The sequence below is a fragment of the Kitasatospora sp. NBC_00315 genome, assembly GCF_041435095.1.
GTDB lineage: Bacteria > Actinomycetota > Actinomycetes > Streptomycetales > Streptomycetaceae > Kitasatospora.
Genome location: NZ_CP108025.1, coordinates 145640 through 166999, shown reverse-complemented (window position 1 = coordinate 166999; position 21360 = coordinate 145640). Strand labels below are relative to the sequence as shown.

The following is a 21360-nucleotide window of genomic DNA, read 5'->3' as shown; positions in this document are numbered from 1 at the left end:
CCAGGAGCACGCGGACGACCAACGCGGTTCGACCTGAACCCGGTGAACCTCTGCGGTCACAGCTAGTCGCCCTTGCCGAGCTTGCGGCGGTTGCGCCGCTCCACCCGGCGCCGCATCGACGCGGGGAGCTCGTCCACGACGAACACGGAGCCGGAGACGGCGGCTCCGGCGACCGTGATCCTCGGGCCCTGCGGATTCTGGCGGCGGTTCTTGCGGTAGTCGTGGAAACCGCCGATCACGCCGGTTCCGTCGAGCCGCACATCGGCGTCGTCCGGGACCAGGATGAATACGCTGCCGACCCAATTCCTGACGCGAATGGTCGTTTGCTTGCCGGTGAATTCCGCGGTTCTGAGGTCGATCACGCCGGAGCCCACCACGACGGTGCTCCGGTACTGCTCGTTCACCCGCCAGCGGCCGCTGCGGACGAAGCCGTGGAAGATGCCGGCGTCCTTGACGGTGGCTGGAGTTGACGATTCGGCGGCGCCGGGCGCCGGGGCCTGGGGCGGGTCGGGTGTGTCCATGCGTCGAACAGTACGCCGCAGGGGTTGCCGACGACCCGGGAATCCCGCGGCCGGCACCCGGTCGCGCACGCACCCGCGCAATCCTTGACCGTTTCGCAGGTCGCTCAATACTGTGCTCGAAATTAACGACGGGAGTCTGATCTATGCGAGTTGATGGAATCAAGACGCATGATGTGGCGGGAATAGGTTTCGGACCCTCCAATCTGTCGCTCGCGATCGCTCTCGACGAGCTCGACACGGCATCCGACCGTCCCGCGGTGGACGCGGCCTTCTTCGAGAAGCAGGCCGCGCTCGGCTGGCACCGGGGCATGCTGCTGCCCGGCGCCAACATGCAGATCTCGTTCCTGAAGGACCTGGTGACCTTCCGGAACCCGGCCTCGCCCTACAGCTTCGTGTCCTACCTGCACACGGTGGGACGCCTGGCCGCCTTCGCGAACCGCACCGAGTTCTTCCCGAGCCGCCGCGAGTTCCACGACTACCTCGAGTGGGTCGAGGCGCAGTTCACCAAGTACGTGACCTACAGCTCCGAGGTCGTCTCCGTGCAGCCGGTGCGCTCCGAGAACGGCTTCCTGGACAAGCTGCAGCTCGAGGTCCGCGAGGGCGCCACCGGCGCCACCCGGACCGTGCACGCCCGCAACGTGGTGGTCTCCACCGGCCTGGTGCCCAAGATGCCCGAGGGCTTCGAGCGCGGCGAGGGCGTCTGGCACAGCTCGGAGTTCCTGACCAGGTTCCAGGTCGCGGACCCGGAGCGGCTGCGCAGCGTCGCCGTCCTCGGCGCCGGCCAGAGCGCCGCCGAGGTGGTCCGCCATCTGTACGACAACCTGCCGGATGCCGACGTGTACGCGATCCTGTCGCCGGTCGGCTACAGCATCGCCGACGCGACCCCGCTGGCGAACCAGGTCTTCGACCCCGACGCCGTGGACGACTACTACTTCTCCTCCGAGGAGGCGAAGGACGCGGTCTGGCGCTACCACAAGAACACCAACTACTCCGTCGTCGACGACGAGTTGATCCGCGACCTGTACGAGCGCCGCTACGCCGACGAGGTCGTCCGCCGCAACCGGCTGCGCTTCCTCAACCTCAGCCGCGCGCTGACGGTCGAGAACCACGGGCCGCGCACCCGGGTGGCCGTGCAGTCGCTGCGCACCGGCGAGACCGACCAGCTGGACGTGGACCTGCTGGTCTGCGCCACCGGCTACCTGCCGGTGGACCCGACGACGCTGCTCGGCGAGGCCGCCGGCCTGTGCCTGCGCGACGAGCGGGGCCGGGTGCGGGTCGAGCGCGACTACCGCCTGGTCACCGACCCGGAACTCAAGGCCCGGATCTACCTCCAGGGCGGCACCGAGCACACCCACGGCCTGTCCGCGGCGCTGCTGTCCAACATGGCGGCGCGCAACGGCGAGATCGCGAACTCCATCGTGCAGGGCCTGGCCGGCCCGGCGTCCGACACCGACGGGAAGGCGGCGCTCTGATGCTGGTTCCTCCGATCTACGCGCCGCAGCGCACCGGCGACGTCCTGGAGACGGTGCGCTGCCACCCGCTGGCCCTGGTGTGCAGCAACGGGGCGGCGACGCCGTTCGCCACCCACGCGCCGGTGATCATCGAGCGGCTCGGCGAGAGCACCGAGGGTTCCGACGAGGCCGGCCCGACCCTGGCCGGCGGCTCGCTGCTGGGCCACATCAACCGGTTCAACGACCACTGGGAGGCCATCGAGGCCAACCCGGACGGCGAGGTCCTGGTGGTCTTCCAGGGCCCGCAGGCATACATCTCCCCGACCGCGTACGAGAAGCGGCCCGCCGCCCCGACCTGGAACTTCATCACGGTCCACGTGCGCGGCCGGATCGAGGCGCTGCCCGAGGGGCAGCCGGTCCTCGACGTGGTCACCGCCACCGTCAGCGAGCTGGAGAAGGTGGCCGGCACCGGCTGGGACATGACCGACTCGCTCGACTACTTCCGGAAGATCCAGCCCGGCGTCCGGGCGTTCCGGGTGCACGTCACCTCGGTCGAGGCGATGTTCAAGCTCAGCCAGGAGCATGCCGAGCACACCCGCCGCGAGATCCGTGAGCACCTCGCCGCCGACGGCGCCGGGTACGCCCGCGAGGTCGCCGAGGCGATGTGGGCCGTGGAGTTCGCCGCGGGCGGCGGTACGGCGCCGGAGGTCTGAGCCGTGACGGAGACGACCCCGCCCGCCGTCCTCGCGGTGGACTTCGACACCCTGGACGGCTACGTCCGCTCGCTCGGCGCCGGCACCACCGGCACCGCCGTCGAGCTGGTCGACGACCTGTGCGTCGAACCGCTGGACGCCCGCCGGCTGCACGAGTGCGTCGCCGCCGTCTGCGCCGCGCTGAACGCGGCCGGCGTGGAGCCCGGCGCGACGATCGCCGTCCGGGTCGGCCAGGACGCCCAGTCGGTCGTCGCGCTGCTCGCCGCCGCCTGCTACGGCGTGGCGGTGCTCGCGGCCGCCGACGCCCCCCGGCTGCCCGAGGGCCCGTTCGAGATCGCCGCCCTGGTGACGGCGGTGCCGTGCGACGACGAGGCGCCGGTGCTCGTCGACGTGACCGACCTGGCGGAGCTCAAGCTCGTCGACGCCTCGTCGCTGCCGGTGCGCTCGCCCGAGGACCCGGCCCTGATGCTGTGCACCTCCGGCACCACCGGCGACCCGAAGTGGGTGCGCCTGGCGCACCGCAACCTGGTCTCCGCGGGCCGGTACATCGCCGGCTCGCTCGGCCTGACGCCCGCTGACCGCGGCCTGTCGATGATGCCGCTGCACCACGGGCACGGCATCACCGCCGGCGTGCTCGCGCCGCTGTTCAGCGGCGGCGGCTTCGTCATCCTCGATTCCAAGGAACTCGACTTCCTCGAAGAGGGCCTGCGCTCCGACGCCACCTGGTACTCGGCCGCGCCCTCGCTGCACCGCTCGCTGCTGGGCGCCAAGCGGTCCTGGCCCCAGTGGTTCGAGGGCTTCCGGCCGCGGGTGATCCGCTCCACCTCCGAGGCGCTGCCGGCGGCCGAGAAGGCCGCCGTGCAGGAGGCGTACGGCGCGCCGGTGATCGAGGCGTACGCGCTCACCGAGGTCCCCGGACACGTCTGCACCCAGGTGCACGGCACCGACACCGAGCCCGGCTGGATGCCGCCGCAGCTCGGCGTCGAGGTCGAGACCCTCGGCGAGGACGGCCGCCCGACCCCGGCAGGCGAGCCCGGCCGGATCCGGGTGCGCGGCCCGAACGTGATGCTCGGCTACCTCGGCCACGACCCGGTCGGCCCCGGCGAGTGGTACCAGACCAGCGACCTGGGCGTGGTGCGCGCCGACGGCGCCGTGGCCGTGCTCGGCCGCGACTCCGAGGCGATCAAGCGCGGCGGCGAGACCATCGTCCCCGCGGTGGTCGAGTCGCTGGTCGAGGAACACCCGGACGTCGAGCGGGCCCGGGTCTGCGGCATGCCGGACGAGAGCCTGGGCGAGCAGATCTGCGTCGCCGTGATCAGCCCCCGGGGCACCGGCGACGAGGCCCGGCTGCTGCGGGAGCTCAGGATCCAGCTACCGCCGAACCTGACCCCGTCCAAACTGCGGGTGGTGGCCGAGTTCCCGGCCGGCCCCGGAAAGATGCGGCGCAGCGACCTGCGCCCGCTGTTCGCGGAGTAGTGGTGGCAGCAGAGGGGGGATCGCTCGCCGACGTCACGCGCGAGGTGCTGGGCCTGGCCGCCGGCCGCCGCGGCCGGGCCCGGCCCCGCACCGTGCTGGTGTTCAGCGACGGCTCGTCCGTGCTGAGCCGGGGCGCGCTCGGGGCCGAGGCCGTGCGCCCGGTCCTGGAACGCAAGTGCGCGGTGCTGGAACGGGCCACCGGGATGCGCGCCGTCCCGCTGACCGCCGTCCCGACCGGCCCGGCCGAGGTCGTCCGCCTGCTGGAGCTGCTGCGGCCCAGTTACGACGCGGTCCTGCTGGTCGACATCGCCGCGCCGCACTGCTTCGACATCCAGCGGTTCGCGGCCGAGACGCTCGACTGCCCGGTGCTGCACGACGACCAGCACGGTACGGCGGTCATGGTCGCGGCCGTGGTGAACACCGTCGCGGCCCGCACCGGCCGCACGCCCGACGGGCTGTGCACCGTGGTCGCCGGCGCCGGCGCCGCCGGTACGGCCACGGCACGGCTGCTGCACCACCTCGGCGTCGGCGAGCTGCGGGTCGTGGACTCCCGAGGTCTGCTGTACCGGGGCCGGCCCGGGATGACCGCGGAGAAGGCCGAGCTGGCGGACCTCACCAACCCCGAACGGCGGCAGGGTCCGCTGGCCGCCGCGCTGCGGGGCGCCGACCTGCTGCTCGGCCTGTCCGGGGTACCGGTCGCCGCCGACGAGCTGGCCGGCATGAATCCGAAGCCGATCATCGTCCCGCTGTCCTACCCGGACGTCGAGGTCCGGTTCGAGGACGCGGACGCCCTGGGCGCCACCTACCTGCACGCCCTGGAGCACAACCTCAGCAACAACCTCGCCACGCCCGGCCTGCTGCTCGCCGCGTGCGAGTCCGGGCTGTGGCGGCTGTCGACGTCCGACCTCGCCGCCGCCGTCGGCTGCCTGGTGTCGCTCGTACCGGACCGGCCGGACGCCCCGCCGGTCCCGCAGACCGACCCGGGCGAGCTGGCGCGCGCGATCGCGGACGCCGTCGTGGCATTTCGCGCACCATCCGGAAAGGCACGCACATGACGTCATCGCAGGACCTGTGGTTCCGGCGCTACCACCCGGCACCCGCCGCCCGCACCACCCTGTACTGCTTCCCCCACGCGGGCGGCGCGGCCACGTACTTCCACCCGATGTCGGCGATGATGGCGCCGGAGTTCGACCTGGTGGCCGTGCAGTACCCGGGGCGCCAGGACAGACTTGCCGAGCCGCTGGTCGCGAGCATCACGGAGCTGGCCGACCGGATCGCCGCCGAGTTCGACGCCGAACGCGGCGCGCGGGAGGAACGCACCGGCGAGCCCGACGGGCCGACGGCGTTCTTCGGCCACAGCATGGGCGCGATCGTAGCGTTCGAGGTCGCCCTGCGGCTCCAGGACAGCCGCCGCCCCGGCCCCGCGGTGCTGTTCGCCTCCGGCTGCCGCGCCCCGAGCCGGGTCCGCGACGACGGCGTCCACCTGCGCGGCGACGAGGGCGTCGTCGAGGAACTGCGCAGCATGGGCGGCACCGACTCCCGGGTGCTGTCCGAACCGGAACTGCTGGCGATGCTGCTCCCCGCGATGCGCAACGACTACAAGGCCATCGAGACCTACCGCCAGACGGCGAACGCGCAGATCACCGCGCCGATCGCCGTGCTCGCCGCCACCGACGACCTGCGGGTGACGATGGAGGAGGCCCGCGCCTGGCACGGGCACACCACGGCCGGCGGCGCTGCCCACTTCTTCGACGGCGGCCACTTCTACCTGGAGGCGCAGGCGCCGGCGGTGGTCGGGATCGTCACCGATGAACTGCGGGCCGCCACCGTCGCGGGGTGGGTGGCGTGAACGGCGTCATGACCGGCCCGCGGGCCACCGGAAGGGTCGACGAGACCTGGCTGCGCCCCTACCGGCAGGTACGCAACCCGCGGCTGCGGCTGGTCTGCTTCCCGCACGCCGGGGGAGCGGCCAGCGCCTTCCGCACCTGGCCGCTGCGGCTGCCGGCCGACATCGACGTACTGGCCGCCTGCTACCCGGGCCGCGAGAGCCGGCTGCGGGAGCGCGTCGTGGAGCGGATGGACCAGCTGGTTGCCCCGCTGGTCGCGGCGCTGCTGCCGCTGACCGACCGGCCGCTGGCGCTGTTCGGGCACAGCATGGGCGCGTCGGTGGCGCACGAGGTCGCGCTGCGGCTGAACGAGGTACCCGGAGCCGACGTCTGCCAGGTGTTCATCTCGGCCCGGCAGTCGCCGCGGGCGCTCGTCGAAGCGTCCCCGATCAACCCCACGACCGACGAGGAGCTGATCGCGGAGGTCGTGAAGCTCGGCCAGAGCCGGCCGGAGGTCTTCGCCGACCCCGACCTGCGCGACCTTTTGCTGCCCGCGCTGCGGGCCGACTTCAAGCTCGTCGCCGACTACCGGCCCGACCCGGTGCGGGTGCTGCCCGTCCCGGTGACGGCCTACGGCGGGACCTCCGACCCGGAGGTGCCGATCGAGGAACTGCTGTCCTGGTCGGCGGCGACCAGCGCGGCCTTCGAGCACCGCCTCTTCCCCGGCGGCCACTTCTACCTGGAACGCCACGAGGCGGACCTGGTGCCGGACATCGGCGCCCGGCTCAAGTCGCTGCCGAACTCCGTTGCGGAGCGGGCGAAATGACCACTCTCCAGCAGATCCCCGTGGTCAAGGGGCGGCTGCCGTTCGGTGAGCACGAGACCTGGTACCGGATCTCCGGCACGCCCGGTGCCGGCCGCCCGGCGCTCGTGGTGGTGCACGGCGGTCCCGGCAGCACCCACGACTACCTGGGCAACCTCGGCTCGATGGCGGTCGGCGGCTGGCCGGTCGTGCACTACGACCAGCTCGGCAACGGCGGCTCCACCCACCTGCCGGACGCGCCCGCCGAGTTCTGGACGCCGGAGCTGTTCCTCGACGAGCTCGACAACCTGCTGACCGGCCTCGGCATCGCCGGGAACTACCTGCTGTACGGGCAGTCCTGGGGCGGCCTGCTCGCCGCCTGGCACGCCTCCCGGCAGCCCGCCGGCCTGCGCGGACTGATCCTCGCCAACGCCCCCGCCTCGTACGTCACCTGGCGCTCCGAGATGGAGGTGCTGCGGGCCGCGCTGCCCGCCGAGGTCGACGCCGTGCTGCGGGCCCACGAGGCGGCCGGGACCACCGGCACGTCCGAGTACACCGACGCCATGCGGGTGTTCTACCGCAAGCACGTGTGCCGGCTCGACCCGTGGCCGCGGGACTACGACGCCTCGTTCATGGAGATCGTCAACGACCCGACCGTTTACCACGCGATGAACGGCCCCAGCGAGTTCCACGTCGTCGGCTCGCTGCGGGACGTGACGGTCGAGCACCTGCTGCCGCAGATCGACGTGCCGACGCTGGTGCTGTCCGGCCGGCACGACGAGGCGACCGAGGAGGTGGTGCGGCCGTTCCACGAGCTCATCCCGGGCGCCCGCCAGGTGATCCTCGAGGAGTCGAGCCACCTGCCCCACCTGGAGGAACCGGCGAGGTTCTTCCGCGTGCTCGCCGAGTTCCTGCTCGCGGTCGAGAAGGGATGACCCGCATGGACACCCAGTACACCGGCACCGCCGCGCTGTTCCCCGGCATGAACCCGGTCAAGTACGCCGACCTCGCCAGGTTCCTGATCGTCAACCCGGTGGCGCGCCGCCGACTGTCCGAGGCGGATCGCCGGCTCGGCCACTCCGTGCTGGACGGCCTGGAGAGCGCCGAGGACGACTACAGCGAGGACGCCCAGGTGGCGTTCATGCTCACCTGTGTGGCGCTCGCCGAATGGGCCGTCGCCGAACTCGGCCTCGAGGTGACCGCCGGCGTGGGACCCAGCTTCGGCGGAAAGCCGCTGGCCGTGTTCTGCGGCTCGCTGCCCTTCGAGGACGCGGTCTGGATGACCGCGGAACTCTCGCACTGCATGGACGAGTTCTTCGCCACCGAGTGCCACGACGTGGTCACGCATTCCTTCGTCCGCGTCGATGGTGAGCAACTCGCCGAAATCCAGGATGAGTTGGATGTGCTCGGAGAGTGGAGCGAGGTCTCCTGCCACGTCGACCGGGATCTCCACATGCTCTCGCTGCGCGAGCGCAACCTCGAATGGCTGGAGAAGAAGATCCGCGGCTTCGGCGGCCTGTCGCTGTACAGCATGCGGCCGCCCATGCACTCCACGGCCTTCGTCGGCCTGCGCGACCTCGCCGAGGAACGGGTCCTCGGCCGGCTGGAGTTCGCCGACCCCGCGTTCCCCGTCGTGGACGACCACGACGGGACGGTGCTGCGCAGCGGCGCCGGCATCCGAACCATGCTGCTGGACGGCATCGTGCGGGCGGTGCGCTGGCCGCAGACCGTGGACGCGTTGCGCGAGCTGGGCATCGGAAAGGTCGGCGTGTTCGGACCGGACAGCCTGTTCGGCCGGGTCCCGGCCACCAGGAACGCCTTCGAGGTGCTGCCCGTCGACCCGCGACTGGCCCTGCTGCCCCGCCGCAAGGGCTGAGCCCCGCCCCCCGGCCTCGGGGGCGGGGCTCGGCCGCCGGTTCAGGACGCGGACCGCTCCAGCACCGAGGACAGCGTCTCCCGGAGCACGGCCGGCGTGCGGAAGTTCTCCAGGCTCAGGGCGTCGTCGCGGAACCGGACCTGGAACCGGTCCTCCAACACCGCGAGCAGCTCCACCGTGGCCAGCGAGTCCAGCCCGAGGTCGCGCAGCTCGGCGTCGGCCTCCAGCGGCTCGTCGTCGGGCAGATAGGGCAGAAACGGCCGGACCGTCGTCTCGAAGTCATCCCACATGGCTGCTCCGGGTTCGTGAAAAGGGGCGTGTGACGTTCGTCCGGACGTTAGCCGCCCCGGCCCGTGGCCGCAGCCCCCTACCCGCCCGGCGGCAGCCGGCCGACCTGACCGGAGGACCCCCATGACCGACCCGACGAGCCGGCCGGTGCCGCACGGACTGTACGCCCGGTTCCTGCGCGGACTCGCGGCCCGCGGCGACGGCGAGGCGGTCCGCGCCGCGGACCGGACGGTCAGCTACGCGCAGGCGCACGAACTCGCCCTGCGATGGGGCGGCGCGCTGGCGACGACGCCGGCCGGTGCGCGGGTCGGTGCGCGGCAGGGCGCGGTCGGCCTGCTGGTGGGCAAGAGCGCCACCGGGTACTGCGGGACCCTGGCGGCGCTCGCCGCCGGCGCGGCCGTCGTCCCGCTGCGCCCGGACTTCCCCGCGGCTCGCACCGCCCAGATGATCGCCGCCGCCGGGGTGAGCGCGCTCCTCGTCGACCGGGAAGGGGCCAAGACGCTCGCCGCGCTCGCCGAAGCCGGCGGCCCCCGGATCGCGGCCCTCCCGGTGCTCGCCCCCGACGGCGGGCTCGACGACTCGACGCCGTTCCCCGCGCTGCCGCCCGGCACCCCCCTGGACGCGCCGCGCGACGTCCGGCTCCAGGACACCGCGTTCGTCCTGTTCACCTCCGGCTCCACCGGGCGCCCCAAGGGCGTGGTGGTCACCCACGGCAACACCGAGCACTACTTCGGCCTGCTCGACGCCCGCTACGACTTCACCCCGCAGGACGTCTTCTCGCAGGCATTCGACCTCAACTTCGACTGCGCGCTGTTCGATCTGTTCTGCGCCTGGGGCGCCGGCGCGACCGCCGTCGCGATCCCGCCGGCCGCCTACCGGGACCTGCCGGGCTTCCTGCGGGACGGCGGCGTCACCGTCTGGTTCTCCACACCCAGCGCGATCGACCTGGTCCGGCGGCTGGGCGGGCTGGCTCCGGGCGCGTTGCCCGGCCTGCGCTGGAGCTTCTTCGCCGGCGAGGCGTTCCGCTGCCGCGACGCGCACGACTGGCAGACGGCGGCGCCGGCCACCACCGTCGAGAACCTGTACGGGCCCACCGAACTGACCGTCACCATCGCCGCGTACCGGTGGCAGGGGGCGGCGACCGAGGCGCTGGCGGTCAACGGCATCGTGCCCATCGGCGAGGTGCACGCCGGGCACCAGCACTTCCTGCTCGCCGAGGGTCTGGACGCCGGTGCTGTGGACGAGGGCGAACTGTGCATCGCAGGGCCCCAGTCGGCCCGCGGCTACCTCGACCCCGCCGACGAGCCCGGCCGGTTCCTCGACCGGGACGGCACCCGCTACTACCGCACCGGCGACCGGGTGCGGGCCCTGCCCGGAGGAGCGCTCGCCTACCTGGGACGGCTCGACTCCCAGGTCCAGCTGGCGGGCTGGCGGATCGAACTCGCCGAGGTCGAACACGCCCTGCGCGAGGCCGGCCTGCCGGACGCGGTGGCGGTCGCCGTCGAAGGGCCGGGCGGCACCGTCCTCGTCGCCTTCCACACCACCACCGGCGTCTCCACCGCCGATCTGGTCGGCCGACTCCGCCGGATCCTCCCGGACGGCGCGGTGCCCAGGCGCTTCCAGCGCCTGGACGAGCTTCCGCTGAACAGCAACCGCAAGATCGACCGCAAGGCGCTCGCGGCTCGCGCCGCCGAACCCACCGCTCGCGCGAGCCGCGCCTGAAGCTTGTTCCGGCAGGTCCTGAGCGGGGCGTTCTCCTGTACGGGTGGGGGCGCTGCGGGCTGAGCCCCGGCAGGGCCGGGCCGGGTGGTAGGGGTCTAGGGGTGCCGCCGGTCTCGGCTCGCCGCTAGCTTCCTCACCGACCCCGAGGAGCATGCGGCGCGAGAGGCGACCATGGACAGTGACGAACCCTCCCCGCGTGGCGGTCTCGTCCACACGCTGCTGGACGACGCCGCGGCCGGGCACCCCGACGCCCCTGCGGTGCGCGACGCCGACGGCGGGTGGACGTTCCGGGAGACCGCCGACTACAGCCGCGCCGTGGCCGCCTGGCTGCGCGGCCGGGGCGTCGAGCCCGGAGACCGGGTCCTGGTGCAGTGGCCGACCGACCGGCGCCTGGCCGCGATGCTGTACGGCGTCAGCCGGGCCGGCGCCGTGCTGGTGCCGATCAACCCCGACACCAAGGCGTACCAGCTGCACGCAGTGGTGGAGAGCGCCGAGCCCAAGGTGGTGCTGACCGAAGCCGACCGTGCGGACACCTGGGCCGAGATCGAGAAACTGCACATCGAGGACGCGTCCTTCGAGCACGCCGGCGCCACCCCGCAGGACCTCGCCTTCCTGGTCTACACCTCCGGCAGCACCTCGGTGCCGAAGGGCGTGATCGAACCGCACGCGCAGGTGGTCTTCGCCGCCCGCGCACTGGTCGCCGAACTCGGCTACCGGGCCGACGACGTGGTCCTCTGCCGGTTCCCCGTCTCCTGGGACTACGGCCTGTACAAGGTCCTGATGTGCGCCGCGGCCGGCTGCGAGATCGTGCTGGCCGGCGACGAGTCGGACCTGACACTGCTGCGCCGCATCCGCGAGGTCGGGGCGACGATCGTGCCGATCGTGCCCTCCTTCGCCACCATGATCGTCACGCTGGCCGCGCGCGGGTCCCGCGACGCCGCCGCGCCGGCCAACCGGGTCCGGCTGTTCACCAACACCGGCGCGGCGCTGCCGCCTTCGACCGCCGACAAGCTGCGCGAGGCGTTTCCCGGCGCGGCCGTGGTCCGCCAGTACGGGCAGACCGAGTGCAAACGCGTCTCGGTCATGCCGCCGGAGGAGGAGCACCAGCGCCCGGACTCCTGCGGCCGGCCGATCCGCGGCACCGGCGTGCTGATCCTCGACCCCGACGGCCGACCGGTCCCGACCGGCGGGATCGGCGAGATCGTCGCGGTCGGCCCGCACGTCATGCCCGGTTACTGGCGCCAGCCGGAGATCAGCGCGCTGACCTTCCGCCCCGACCCGGCCACCGGCGGGCTGCGCCTGCACACCGGCGACTACGGCCGCCTCGACGAGGACGGCTACCTGTACTTCCAGGGCCGGCGCGACGACATGTTCAAGCGCAAGGGAATCCGGATGAGCACCCTGGAGATCGAGGCCGCCGCGATGGACATCCCGGGGGTGCGCGCTGCCGGCGTCGTGCCGCCGACCGCCGAGCGCGACCTCGCCATCTGCGTGGAGTCCGACCTGGCCCCCCACGTGGTGCTCCGCGAGCTGGCGCAGCGGCTGGAACCGCTCAAGGTCCCCGCGAAGTGCCACGTCGTGCAGGAGTTCCCGCTCACCGCGCACGGCAAGAACGCGACGAAGGCCCTCGCGGACATGCTCGACGCGGCCTTCGCCGCGCCCCGTCGCTCATGACCGGTGCGACGCCGGCGGTCGTCACCGCCGGCAGCCTGGTCGGCCCGCCCGGCCCCGAGGCGCCGCTGGCCATCGTCAGCACCCTGCCGTCCGACGCGCACACCTGGAACCTGGTGTTCCTGCAACTGCTGATCGAGGAGCACGGGTTCCGGGCGCTGAACCTCGGACCCGCCGTCCCGGTCGAACTGCTGGCGGACCGGTGCGCCGAGCTGCGCCCCGCGCTGGTGGTGATCAGCAGCGTCAACGGGCACGGCCACCAGGACGGGCTGCGAGCCATCGCCGCGCTGCGGGCCCGCCCCGAGAACGCCCGGGTGCCGGTGGTGATCGGGGGCAAGCTCGGAGTCTCCGCAGTCGGCCGCGCCGAGCGCGCCCAGGAGCTGCTGGCCGCGGGCTTCGACGCCGTGTACGACGACACCGGCGGCACCGAGGACTTCCTGACCCTGATCGCCTCCCTCTCGGACGGCTCCGCCGAGACCGCCATCCCGGCGGGGTCCGCCGCGTCGGCGAGCGGTGCCGTCCTGACCGACGCCGCCGGCCCGGCGCGTCACGCTGGCCCGGCGCGTCACGCTGGCCCGGCGCGTCACGCCGTGTCGGCGGTACCGGCCGTGTCGGCGGTACCGGCCGTGTCGGCGGTACCGGCCGTGCCGGCGGGGCCGGGGATCTCGGTGGTTCCGGCGTGAGCCTCGGCGCTTTCGTTCGGGCCCGGCGGGCAGCCGGGGAGCTGGTGGTGCAGCCGCGGATGGGCTTCGGCGGGGCCGCGGCGATGCGCGCGGGCCTGATCGCGGTGAAGGGCGCGGCGGCCACCACCGTCGGGACCCTGACGCTGGACAGCTACACCCGCCTCGGCGACCTGGAGTCCGCAGGCCGCGCCCTGCGCGAGGGCAACCCGCTGAACGGCTACCCACTGCTGAGCCACAGCCTCGAGACGACCCGCGAGGTGGTCGACGGCCTGGTCGGCGCGGACTTCCCGATCCAGGTGCGGCACGGTTCCCCGCGCCCGCTGGCGATCTTCCGCGGAATGATCCGCGGCGGTTTCCACGCGACCGAGGGCGGCCCGGTCTCGTACTGCCTGCCGTACGGCCGGACCCCGCTGGCCGAGTCGGTCCGGGAGTGGTCGGTGGCCTGCGAGGAGCTGGCGGCCACCGCCGACGCGGGCTTCGAACCCCACCTGGAGACCTTCGGCGGCTGCCTGATGGGCCAGTTGTGCCCGCCGAGCATGCTGGTCGCCGTCAGCGTCCTGGAGGCGCTGTTCTTCCGTTCGCGCGGGCTGCGGTCGATCTCGGTGAGCTACGCCCAGCAGACCAACGCCGACCAGGACGCCGAGGCGGTCCGGGCCCTGCGCCGGTTGTGCGCGGAGCTGCTGCCGGACGTCGACTGGCACGTGGTCCTCTACGCCTACATGGGCGTCTACCCCGGGACCCCGGACGGCGCCCGCGGCCTGCTCGCGGACGCCGCGCTGCTGGCGGTACGGACCGGCAGCGAGAGGCTGATCGTCAAGACGGTGGCCGAGTCGCTGCGCCTGCCGACGGTCGCCGAGAACATCGAGGCCCTCGAACTGGCCGCCCGCACCGCCGCCTCCGCCGCCTCCTCCGCCGACGCCTCCGCGGCCCCGAGCGCCGAGCCCGGCGACGGCGGCCAGACCTACCTCGAGGCGCTCACCCTGATCGACGCGGTCCTCGACGGCGCGTCCGACCTCGGTGACGCCCTCCTGTCGGCGTTCCGCCGCGGCCTGCTGGACATCCCGTTCTGCCTGCACCCCGACAACGCCGGCCGCGCCCGCGCGGGCCTGGACGGCGAGGGCCGGCTGATCTGGTCCGCCCTCGGCTCGCTGCCGCTGGCCGGGGTCGTCGAGCAGCGGCCGGACGGCGGCGCGCTGACCGCCGGGGGCCTGATGGAGGCCCTCTCCCACGTGCAACGGCACTTCGACAGGAAAGCGCCCACCCGCTCGCGGGCCCGATCCGTACCCCCGGCCGGAGCCGGCGGTATTCACGGAGGTATCCGATGACCGAGAACGCCGCCACCGACAAGCTCGTCCGGGCCCTGCGCCGGTCGGTACTGGACAACGAGCTGCTGCGCAGGGAGAACGAGCGCCTGACCGCCGCGGCCTCCGGGCCGGTGGCGATCGTCGGCATGGCCTGCCGCTACCCCGGCGGGGTGACTTCGCCGGAGAGCCTGGCGGACCTGGCCGACGGCGGCGTCGACGCCATCGGCGAGTTCCCCGTCGACCGCGGCTGGGACCGGGACGCGCTGTACTCGCCGGTTCGCGGCACGCCCGGGAAGACGTACTCCTGCGAGGGCGGCTTCCTGTACGACGCGGCGGACTTCGACGCCGGTTTCTTCGGGATCGCGCCCCGCGAGGCGCTCGGCATGGACCCGCAGCAGCGCCTGTTGCTGGAGACCTCCTGGGAGGCGCTGGAGCGGGCCCGGATCGTGCCGGCGTCGCTGCGCGGCAGCAACACCGGCGTGTACGCGGGCGTGATGTACCACGACTACGGTCCGGGCAGCAGCGACGGCAGCCTGCTCTCCGGCCGGGTGTCCTACACGCTGGGCCTGGAGGGCCCGGCCGTCTCGATCGACACCGCCTGCTCGTCCTCGCTGGTGGCGATGCACCTGGCTTCGCAGGCGCTGCGCCGCGGTGACTGCTCGCTGGCGCTGGTCGGCGGTGTGACCGTGATGACCGAGCCGGACATGTTCGTGTATTTCAGCGGGCAGCGCGGGTTGTCCTCCGACGGCCGGTGCAAGGCGTTCAGCTCCGAGGCCGACGGTGTCGGTTGCTCCGAGGGCGCCGGGGTGCTGGTGCTGGAGCGGTTGTCGGACGCGGTGCGCAACGGCCGCCGGGTGCTCGCGGTGATCCGCGGTTCGGCGGTGAACCAGGACGGCGCGTCCGCCGGGATCACCGTGCCCAACGGCCCGGCGCAGCAGCGGGTGATCGCCGCGGCGCTGGCCGATGCGGGCCTGACGCCCGGGGACGTCGACGCGGTGGAGGGCCACGGCACCGGCACCAAGCTCGGCGACCCGATCGAGGCGCAGGCGCTGCTCGCCACCTACGGACAAGGCCGCGGCGGGGCCGGGCCGTTGTGGCTGGGCTCGGTGAAGTCGAACATCGGGCACACCCAGGCCGCGGCGGGCGTGGCCGGCGTGATCAAGATGGTGGAGGCGCTGCGGCGCGGGAGGCTGCCGAGGTCGCTGTACTCCGACCGGCCCTCCGCCGAGGTGGACTGGTCCGTCGGCGGCGTCCGGCTGCTGACCGAGGCGGTGCCGTGGCCGCGCGGCGAGCGGGTGCGCCGATTCGGCGTGTCGTCCTTCGGGATCAGCGGCACGAACGCGCACGTGCTGGTGGAGGAGCCGCCCGCGGCGGAAGCGACCGCAACCGAAGAGGCTCCGCGGGTCCCGGTCTCCTGGACGGTGTCCGCCCGCTCCGCCGCCGCCCTGCCCGGGCAGGCGCGCGCCCTGGCGGCGTACCTGCGCGCGCGCCCGGAGCTCCCGGTGGCCGCCGCGGCCCGCGAACTGGCCTCCTCACGTTCGGTGTTCGAGCATCGCGCGGTGGTGACCGGGCCCTCGGCCGAGGAACTGCTGGCCGGGCTGGACGCCCTCGCCGAGGGGGCCGCCTCGCCGGGCGTGGTCACCGGCCGGGCCGCGGCGTCGTCCCGGCTCGCCCTGGTGTTCTCCGGGCAGGGCTCGCAGCACGCCGGCATGGGCGAGCGCCTGGCCGCCGCGTACCCGGTGTTCGCGCAGGCCCGCGACCAGGCGTGCGCCGCCTTCGACGGGCTGCTGCCCTCGCCGCTGGCCGAGGTGATCGCCACCGGTGAGGGACTGAACGAGACCGTCTGCACCCAGCCCGCGCTGTTCGTGGTGCAGACCGCGCTGGGCAGGCTGCTGGAGTCCTTCGGCGTGACGCCGGCCGCGGTCGCCGGGCACTCCATCGGCGAGTTCGCGGCCGTCCACCTCGCCGGGGCGATCGACCTGGCGGACGCCGCCCGGCTGGTCGCGGCGCGCGCCACCGCCATGCAGGCGCTGCCGACCGGCGGCGTGATGGCCTCGGTGTCCGCCGGGTCCGAGACCGTGGCGGCGGCGCTGGCCGGCTCCGGAGCCGCCGGTTCGGGCTTCGCCGGGGTCGAGATCGCCGCCGTGAACTCCCCGGGCCACACCACGATCTCCGGGGACGCCGACGCGGTCGCCGCGGCCGTCGAGTTCTTCGAGGCCGACGGCGTACGGGCCTCGGTGCTGCCGGTGTCGCACGCCTTCCACTCGCACCTGATGGACCCCGCGCTTCCCGCTCTGGCCGAGGCGGCCGCGGCCGTCACCTGGCGGCGGCCCGCCGTCCCGATCGTGTCCGCCCTGACCGGCCGGCCGCTGACCCTCGAAGAACTGGCCGACCCCGGCTACTGGACCCGCCACGCCCGTGAGGCGGTGGACTACGTCGCCGCGGTGACCAGGCTGACCGGCGAACTGCGCTGCACCGCGCTGCTGGAGATCGGTCCGGACCGCACCCTCACCACGCTGGCCCGGCACACGCTGGGCGCCGACCCGGACAGCCGGGTCGAGGCCGTCCCGACGCTGGACCCCGAGCGCGACGAGGCCGAGACCCTGCTCGCCGCAGCGGCCCGCCTGTACGCGGGCGGCGTCACCGTCGACTGGCCGAGGACGCTGCCCGGCGACGGGGGCGCTCCCGTCGACCTGCCGACGTACGCCTTCCAGCGCAGCCGCTACTGGCTGACGCCGACCGCCTCCACCCAGGCCGCCGGCCTGGAGGCCACCGGCCACCCGCTGCTGCCCGCGGTCACCGGCCTGGCCGTTGACGGCGCGCTGCTGTTCACCGGCACCCTGGCCCCGCACGCCGTGCCGTGGCTCACCCAGCACGCCGTCAACGGCGAGCGGCTGCTGCCCGGCACCGGGCTGCTGGAGCTCGCCCTGTACGCCGCCGGGCACACCGACACGCCGCAACTGGAGGACCTGACCCTGCACGCGGCGTTCCCGATCACCGAGGACCGGCCGACCACCGTGCAGGTCCACGTCGGGCCGCCGGACACCGACCCGCACACCGGTACCGGCCGCCGCAGCCTCGCGGTGTTCTCGCGCGCCGGCACGGACGGCCCGTGGACCCGGCACGCCGAGGGAACCCTGACCGCCGGCCCGGCCGCCGAGTTCGCCGAGCCCGCCGCACACGCCTCCGAGAACTGGCCGCCGTCCGACGCGCAGCCCCTCGACGTCACGCACGCCTACCGAGAACTGGCCGGGCAGGGCCTCGACTACGGCCCGGCCTTCCAGGGTCTGCGGGCCGCATGGCGGCGCGAGGGCGAGGTGTTCGCCGAGGTCGCCCTGCCCGCCGGGGTGGACGTCACCGGCTACGGCCTGCACCCGGCGCTGCTCGACGCGGCCCTGCACGCCTCCACCCTGGTGGACGCCGCCGCCGAGGACGCCGTCCCGGGGCAACCCGCGATCCCGTTCTCCTGGGGCGCCCCCGCGCTGTACTCCGCCGCCGCCACCTCGCTGCGGGTCCGGGTGCGCCCCACCGGCCCGCAGACCTCGGCAATCACCTGCACCGACCCGCTGGGCGCGCCGGTGTTCTCGGTCCAGGCCCTGGTGGCCCGGCCCGCGGCGGCCGCCGGGTCCGGGGCCGGCCCGGGCGGGAGCCTGCTGGAGGTGGCCTGGGAACCGCTGCCGGCCGGCCCGGCCGGCGCCTGCGAAGCGCCGCGCTGGGCGTTGCTCGGCGACGCCGCCGCGCTCGGCACCGCCGGGTGGACACCCGCCCACCCCGATCTCGACGCGCTGCTGGCGGCGCTGCCCGCCGGCGCCCCGGGCCCGGACGCCGTCATCGTGCCCTGCCTCACCGATCCCGGTGCGGACGTGCCCGCGGCGCTCCGGGCGGCCGCGCACACGCTGCTCGCCGTGCTGCGGGCCAGGGCCGAGGACGACCGGCTGAGCGCGACCCGCGTCGTGGCGGTGACCCGGTCCGCGGTGTCCGCCGCCGCGGACGAGGCCGTGACCGACCCGGTCGGCGCCGCGCTGTGGGGCCTGCTGCGCTCCGCGGAGCTGGAGAACCCCGGCTGCTCGCTGCTCCTGGACGTCGACGCCCTGCCCGGCGAGACCGACGGCGGCCCGGCCCCGGCGCTCGCCGAGGCGCTGGCCACCGGCGAACCCGAGCTCGCGGTGCGGGCCGGCCGCTCCCTGCGTCCCCGCCTGGTCCGCACCGCCGCCGTCGACCAGGTGCAGCCCGCGCCGTTCGGGCCCGAGGACACCGTCCTGATCACCGGCGGAACCGGCGCCCTGGGCAGCCTGTTCGCCCGGCACCTGGTCACCGGGTACGGCGCGCGCCACCTGATCCTGGCCGGCCGCCGCGGCGCCGGCGCCGCGGGCGCCACCGACCTCGCCGAGGAGCTGACCGCGCTCGGCGCCGAGGTCCGCCTCGCGGCCTGCGACGTCGCCTCCGCCGCGGACCTCGCCGCGCTGCTGGCCTCGATCCCGGCCGGGCAGCGGCTCGCCGGGGTCGTGCACTGCGCGGGCGTCACCGACGACGGGGTCCTGGGGTCGCTGACCCCCGAGCGGTTCGACGCGGTGCTGCGGCCCAAGGCCGACGCGGCGTGGAACCTGCACCAGCAGACCCGCGACCTCGACCTCGCCGTGTTCATGCTGTTCTCCTCCGTGGCCGGCACCCTCGGCTCGGCCGGTCAGGCCAACTACGCCACCGCGAACGCCCTGCTCGACGGCCTTGCCGCGTACCGCCGCGGCCTCGGGCTGCCCGCCCAGTCGCTGGCCTGGGGCAGGTGGCTCGGGCGCGGCATGGCCGAGCACCTGACGGACACCGACGTCACCCGGATGGCCGCCTCCGGCGTGCTCGGCCTGTCCGAGGTGGAGGGCCTGGCCCTGTTCGACGCGGCGCGCGCCGCGGGCGGCCCGGTGCTGGTCCCGGTGAAGTACGACGCGACGACGCTACGCCGCCAGGGCGCGGCCATGCCGCCGCTGTTCGCCACGCTGGTCGGCGCGCGCCGGCCCGGCGCCGGCGACGGGTCCGAGCCCGCCGGTGAGCCGGGCGCCACCGGCCCGTCCCTGGCCGAGCGGCTCGCCGGGCTGGCCCTCCAGCAGGCGCAGCGGCTGGTCGCCGAGCTGGTGCAGGTCCACGCGGCGTCCGTGCTCGGGCACCTGTCGGCGGCCGCGATCGAGCTGGAGACGGCGTTCAAGGACCTCGGCTTCGACTCGCTGACCACCGTCGAGCTGCGCAACCGGCTGGCCGCCGCGACCGGGCTGCGGCTCCCGGCGACGCTGGCGTTCGACTACCCGACGGTGGCCGACCTGACCGACCACCTGCTGGCCTCGCTGCTGCCGCAGGCTCCCGCCGACCCGGGCGGTGCGACGGGCGCCGCGCGCCCGGCCGGCGGCTCCGAGGAGGAGGACCTGGCCAAGCTGCGCTCCGCGTTCGCGGCGATCCCGCTGCAGCAGTTGAAGCTGACCGGGGTGCTGGACACCCTGCTGGAGCTGGCGGGTGTGAAGGCCGAGCAGGTCGGCGAGAACCGGGTGGCCGACGAGGCGGACATCGACGCGATGGGCGTCGGCGAGCTCATCGACCTGCTGATGTTCGACGAGGAGGACGAAGGCTGACCCCTGGGTGCCATACCCCGACACCCGTCCCCTACCGGTACCCCTAGTGCCCGTCCGGCCGAGCCTCCGCAGCCGGTGCTAGGGGTACCGGCCGTTTCGGGCTCCCGCCTAGATTCGCGGCCATGCCACGCCTCGGTGATGAAGAACTGCACGCTCAGCTGGCCGAGCAGTACGGGACCCCGCTGTACGTCTACGACCTCGACGACATCGCCGAGGCCAAGTCCGCCCTGTTCTCCTGGCTGCCCGAGGGCGTCGACGTCTACTACGCGCTCAAGGCCAACCCGCACCCCGACCTGGTCCGCGCCCTGGCCACGTCGCAGCCCGGCGCGCCCGGCTGCGGCGCGGAGATCAGCTCCACCGGCGAGCTCGCCGCCGCGCTGGAGGCCGGCCTGTCCGGCGCCGACTGCCTGTACACCGGCCCCGGCAAGACCGAACGCGAACTCGACGAGGCGATCCGCTCCGGTGTCCGCCTGTTCTCCACCGACTCCGTCACCGACGTGCGCCGTTTGGACGCCGTGGCCGCCCGCTGCGGGGCCCGGGTCGAGGCGCTGCTGCGGGTCAACGCCTCGTCGGCGAGCGCCACCACCAGCATCCGGATGACCGGCACGCCGACCCAGTTCGGCTTCGACAGCGAGGCGCTGCCGCAGGCGCTGGCGGAACTGCGTTCCGGCGGCCTGAGCGCCGTCGACCTCGCCGGCCTGCACTTCTTCCCGCTGAGCAACTGCGCGGACGAGGAGAACCTGATCGCCGAGTTCGGCAACACCCTGCGCTTCGCGGCCGAGCTGAGCCGCAGCCTGGACCTGCCGCTGCGGGTGCTGGACATCGGCGGCGGTTTCAGCGTTCCCTACGGCGTCCCCGGCCCCCGGACCGACTACCCCAAGCTGCGCGCCGAGCTGACGGCCGCGCTGGACCTGGCGGTCCCGGGCTGGCGGGACGGCACGCCGAGGATCGCGTTCGAGAGCGGCCGCTACCTGGCCGGCGGCTGCGGCACGCTGCTGGCCGGCGTGACCAACGTCAAGGTGAGCCGCGGCCGCACCTTCGTGATCACCGACGCCGGGATCAACACCTTCGGCGGCATGTCCGGACTGGGCCGGCTGCTGCCGGTCGCCGCCCGGCCCGTCGCCCCCGGCCGGACCGGCGGCCCGACCGCCCGTGCCTCGCTGGTCGGCCCGCTGTGCACGCCCGGCGACGTCCTCGGCCGGGAGATCGAGCTGCCCGCGCTGGAACCCGGCGACCTGGTGGCCATCCCCAACACCGGCGCGTACGGGCCGACCGCCAGCCTGCTGATGTTCCTCGGGCGGCCGGCGCCGACCGAGGTCGCCGTGCACGGCGGCGCAGTGGTCTCCGCGTCGCAGCTCGTGCACAGCCGTTCGCCGCGATGACCGAGTCGATCCCCGTGCCTGTCGCCGGGCCCG

Annotated in this window: 16 protein-coding genes; 14 read left to right on the top strand and 2 right to left on the bottom strand. The window is 74.2% G+C overall.

The window, feature by feature from the left end:
* Positions 1-62: 62 nt before the first annotated feature.
* Entirely contained in the window at positions 63-521 is a 459-nt protein-coding gene (locus OG823_RS00735; RefSeq protein ID WP_371476524.1) for a LiaF domain-containing protein, read from the bottom strand.
* A gap of 143 nt (positions 522-664) precedes the next feature.
* On the opposite strand from OG823_RS00735, the gene OG823_RS00730 reads away from it, so the two are divergent.
* The 8 genes from OG823_RS00730 to OG823_RS00695 are packed head-to-tail and all read left to right on the top strand — an operon-like array spanning position 665 to position 8665.
* Positions 665-1993 (top strand): lysine N(6)-hydroxylase/L-ornithine N(5)-oxygenase family protein, encoded by a 1329-nt coding sequence (locus OG823_RS00730; protein WP_371476523.1) that lies wholly within the window; start codon positions 665-667, stop codon positions 1991-1993.
* On the top strand, positions 1993-2685 hold the full coding sequence (locus OG823_RS00725) for an FMN-binding negative transcriptional regulator (protein ID WP_371476522.1): 693 nt from the start codon (positions 1993-1995) through the stop codon (positions 2683-2685). Before OG823_RS00730 ends, OG823_RS00725 begins: the two co-directional genes overlap by 1 nt.
* A 3-nt stretch (positions 2686-2688) precedes the next feature.
* Positions 2689-4161: an AMP-binding protein gene (locus tag OG823_RS00720; protein WP_371476521.1), complete on the top strand. Its 1473-nt coding sequence runs from the start codon at positions 2689-2691 to the stop codon at positions 4159-4161.
* A gap of 2 nt (positions 4162-4163) precedes the next feature.
* Positions 4164-5216, top strand: a complete 1053-nt coding sequence (locus tag OG823_RS00715; RefSeq protein ID WP_371476520.1) for a malic enzyme-like NAD(P)-binding protein — start codon at positions 4164-4166, stop codon at positions 5214-5216.
* Positions 5213-6010: a thioesterase II family protein gene (locus tag OG823_RS00710; protein WP_371476519.1), complete on the top strand. Its 798-nt coding sequence runs from the start codon at positions 5213-5215 to the stop codon at positions 6008-6010. The genes OG823_RS00715 and OG823_RS00710 overlap by 4 nt, the downstream gene beginning before the upstream one ends.
* Positions 5998-6813, top strand: coding sequence for a thioesterase II family protein (locus OG823_RS00705; RefSeq protein ID WP_371476518.1), 816 nt, complete (start codon positions 5998-6000; stop codon positions 6811-6813). Before OG823_RS00710 ends, OG823_RS00705 begins: the two co-directional genes overlap by 13 nt.
* Positions 6810-7724, top strand: a complete 915-nt coding sequence (locus OG823_RS00700; RefSeq protein WP_371476516.1) for a proline iminopeptidase-family hydrolase — start codon at positions 6810-6812, stop codon at positions 7722-7724. Before OG823_RS00705 ends, OG823_RS00700 begins: the two co-directional genes overlap by 4 nt.
* 5 nt (positions 7725-7729) lie before the next feature.
* Positions 7730-8665 carry an ACP S-malonyltransferase gene (locus OG823_RS00695; RefSeq protein WP_371476515.1) on the top strand — a complete coding sequence of 312 codons (936 nt, stop codon included), beginning with the start codon at positions 7730-7732 and terminating at the stop codon, positions 8663-8665.
* Between the two features lie 41 nt (positions 8666-8706).
* On the opposite strand, the gene OG823_RS00690 is transcribed toward OG823_RS00695, so the two are convergent.
* On the bottom strand, positions 8707-8955 hold the full coding sequence (locus tag OG823_RS00690) for an acyl carrier protein (RefSeq protein WP_371476513.1): 249 nt from the start codon (positions 8953-8955) through the stop codon (positions 8707-8709).
* Between the two features lie 121 nt (positions 8956-9076).
* On the opposite strand from OG823_RS00690, the gene OG823_RS00685 reads away from it, so the two are divergent.
* From OG823_RS00685 to OG823_RS00660, 6 genes are all read left to right on the top strand, one after another.
* Positions 9077-10675 carry an AMP-binding protein gene (locus OG823_RS00685; RefSeq protein WP_371476511.1) on the top strand — a complete coding sequence of 533 codons (1599 nt, stop codon included), beginning with the start codon at positions 9077-9079 and terminating at the stop codon, positions 10673-10675.
* 171 nt (positions 10676-10846) lie between these two features.
* Positions 10847-12349, top strand: a complete 1503-nt coding sequence (locus OG823_RS00680) for a class I adenylate-forming enzyme family protein (RefSeq protein ID WP_371476510.1) — start codon at positions 10847-10849, stop codon at positions 12347-12349.
* Complete coding sequence (locus OG823_RS00675) at positions 12346-13029, top strand: cobalamin-dependent protein (protein WP_371476508.1); 684 nt, start codon at positions 12346-12348, stop codon at positions 13027-13029. Before OG823_RS00680 ends, OG823_RS00675 begins: the two co-directional genes overlap by 4 nt.
* Positions 13026-14354, top strand: a complete 1329-nt coding sequence (locus OG823_RS00670; RefSeq protein ID WP_371476507.1) for a methylaspartate mutase — start codon at positions 13026-13028, stop codon at positions 14352-14354. The genes OG823_RS00675 and OG823_RS00670 overlap by 4 nt, the downstream gene beginning before the upstream one ends.
* Positions 14351-19945 carry a type I polyketide synthase gene (locus OG823_RS00665; protein WP_371476506.1) on the top strand — a complete coding sequence of 1865 codons (5595 nt, stop codon included), beginning with the start codon at positions 14351-14353 and terminating at the stop codon, positions 19943-19945. The genes OG823_RS00670 and OG823_RS00665 overlap by 4 nt, the downstream gene beginning before the upstream one ends.
* A 122-nt stretch (positions 19946-20067) precedes the next feature.
* Positions 20068-21327, top strand: a complete 1260-nt coding sequence (locus OG823_RS00660; protein ID WP_371476504.1) for a type III PLP-dependent enzyme — start codon at positions 20068-20070, stop codon at positions 21325-21327.
* The last annotated feature ends 33 nt before the right edge of the window (positions 21328-21360 follow it).

Coding starts and splice junctions, on each gene's coding strand:
- OG823_RS00735 (WP_371476524.1), bottom strand. CDS start 521: ATGGACACACCCGACCCGCCCCAGGCCCCGGCGCCCGGCGCCGCCGAA.
- OG823_RS00730 (WP_371476523.1), top strand. CDS start 665: ATGCGAGTTGATGGAATCAAGACGCATGATGTGGCGGGAATAGGTTTC.
- OG823_RS00725 (WP_371476522.1), top strand. CDS start 1,993: ATGCTGGTTCCTCCGATCTACGCGCCGCAGCGCACCGGCGACGTCCTG.
- OG823_RS00710 (WP_371476519.1), top strand. CDS start 5,213: ATGACGTCATCGCAGGACCTGTGGTTCCGGCGCTACCACCCGGCACCC.
- OG823_RS00700 (WP_371476516.1), top strand. CDS start 6,810: ATGACCACTCTCCAGCAGATCCCCGTGGTCAAGGGGCGGCTGCCGTTC.
- OG823_RS00695 (WP_371476515.1), top strand. CDS start 7,730: ATGGACACCCAGTACACCGGCACCGCCGCGCTGTTCCCCGGCATGAAC.
- OG823_RS00690 (WP_371476513.1), bottom strand. CDS start 8,955: ATGTGGGATGACTTCGAGACGACGGTCCGGCCGTTTCTGCCCTATCTG.
- OG823_RS00685 (WP_371476511.1), top strand. CDS start 9,077: ATGACCGACCCGACGAGCCGGCCGGTGCCGCACGGACTGTACGCCCGG.
- OG823_RS00680 (WP_371476510.1), top strand. CDS start 10,847: ATGGACAGTGACGAACCCTCCCCGCGTGGCGGTCTCGTCCACACGCTG.
- OG823_RS00675 (WP_371476508.1), top strand. CDS start 12,346: ATGACCGGTGCGACGCCGGCGGTCGTCACCGCCGGCAGCCTGGTCGGC.
- OG823_RS00665 (WP_371476506.1), top strand. CDS start 14,351: ATGACCGAGAACGCCGCCACCGACAAGCTCGTCCGGGCCCTGCGCCGG.
- OG823_RS00660 (WP_371476504.1), top strand. CDS start 20,068: ATGCCACGCCTCGGTGATGAAGAACTGCACGCTCAGCTGGCCGAGCAG.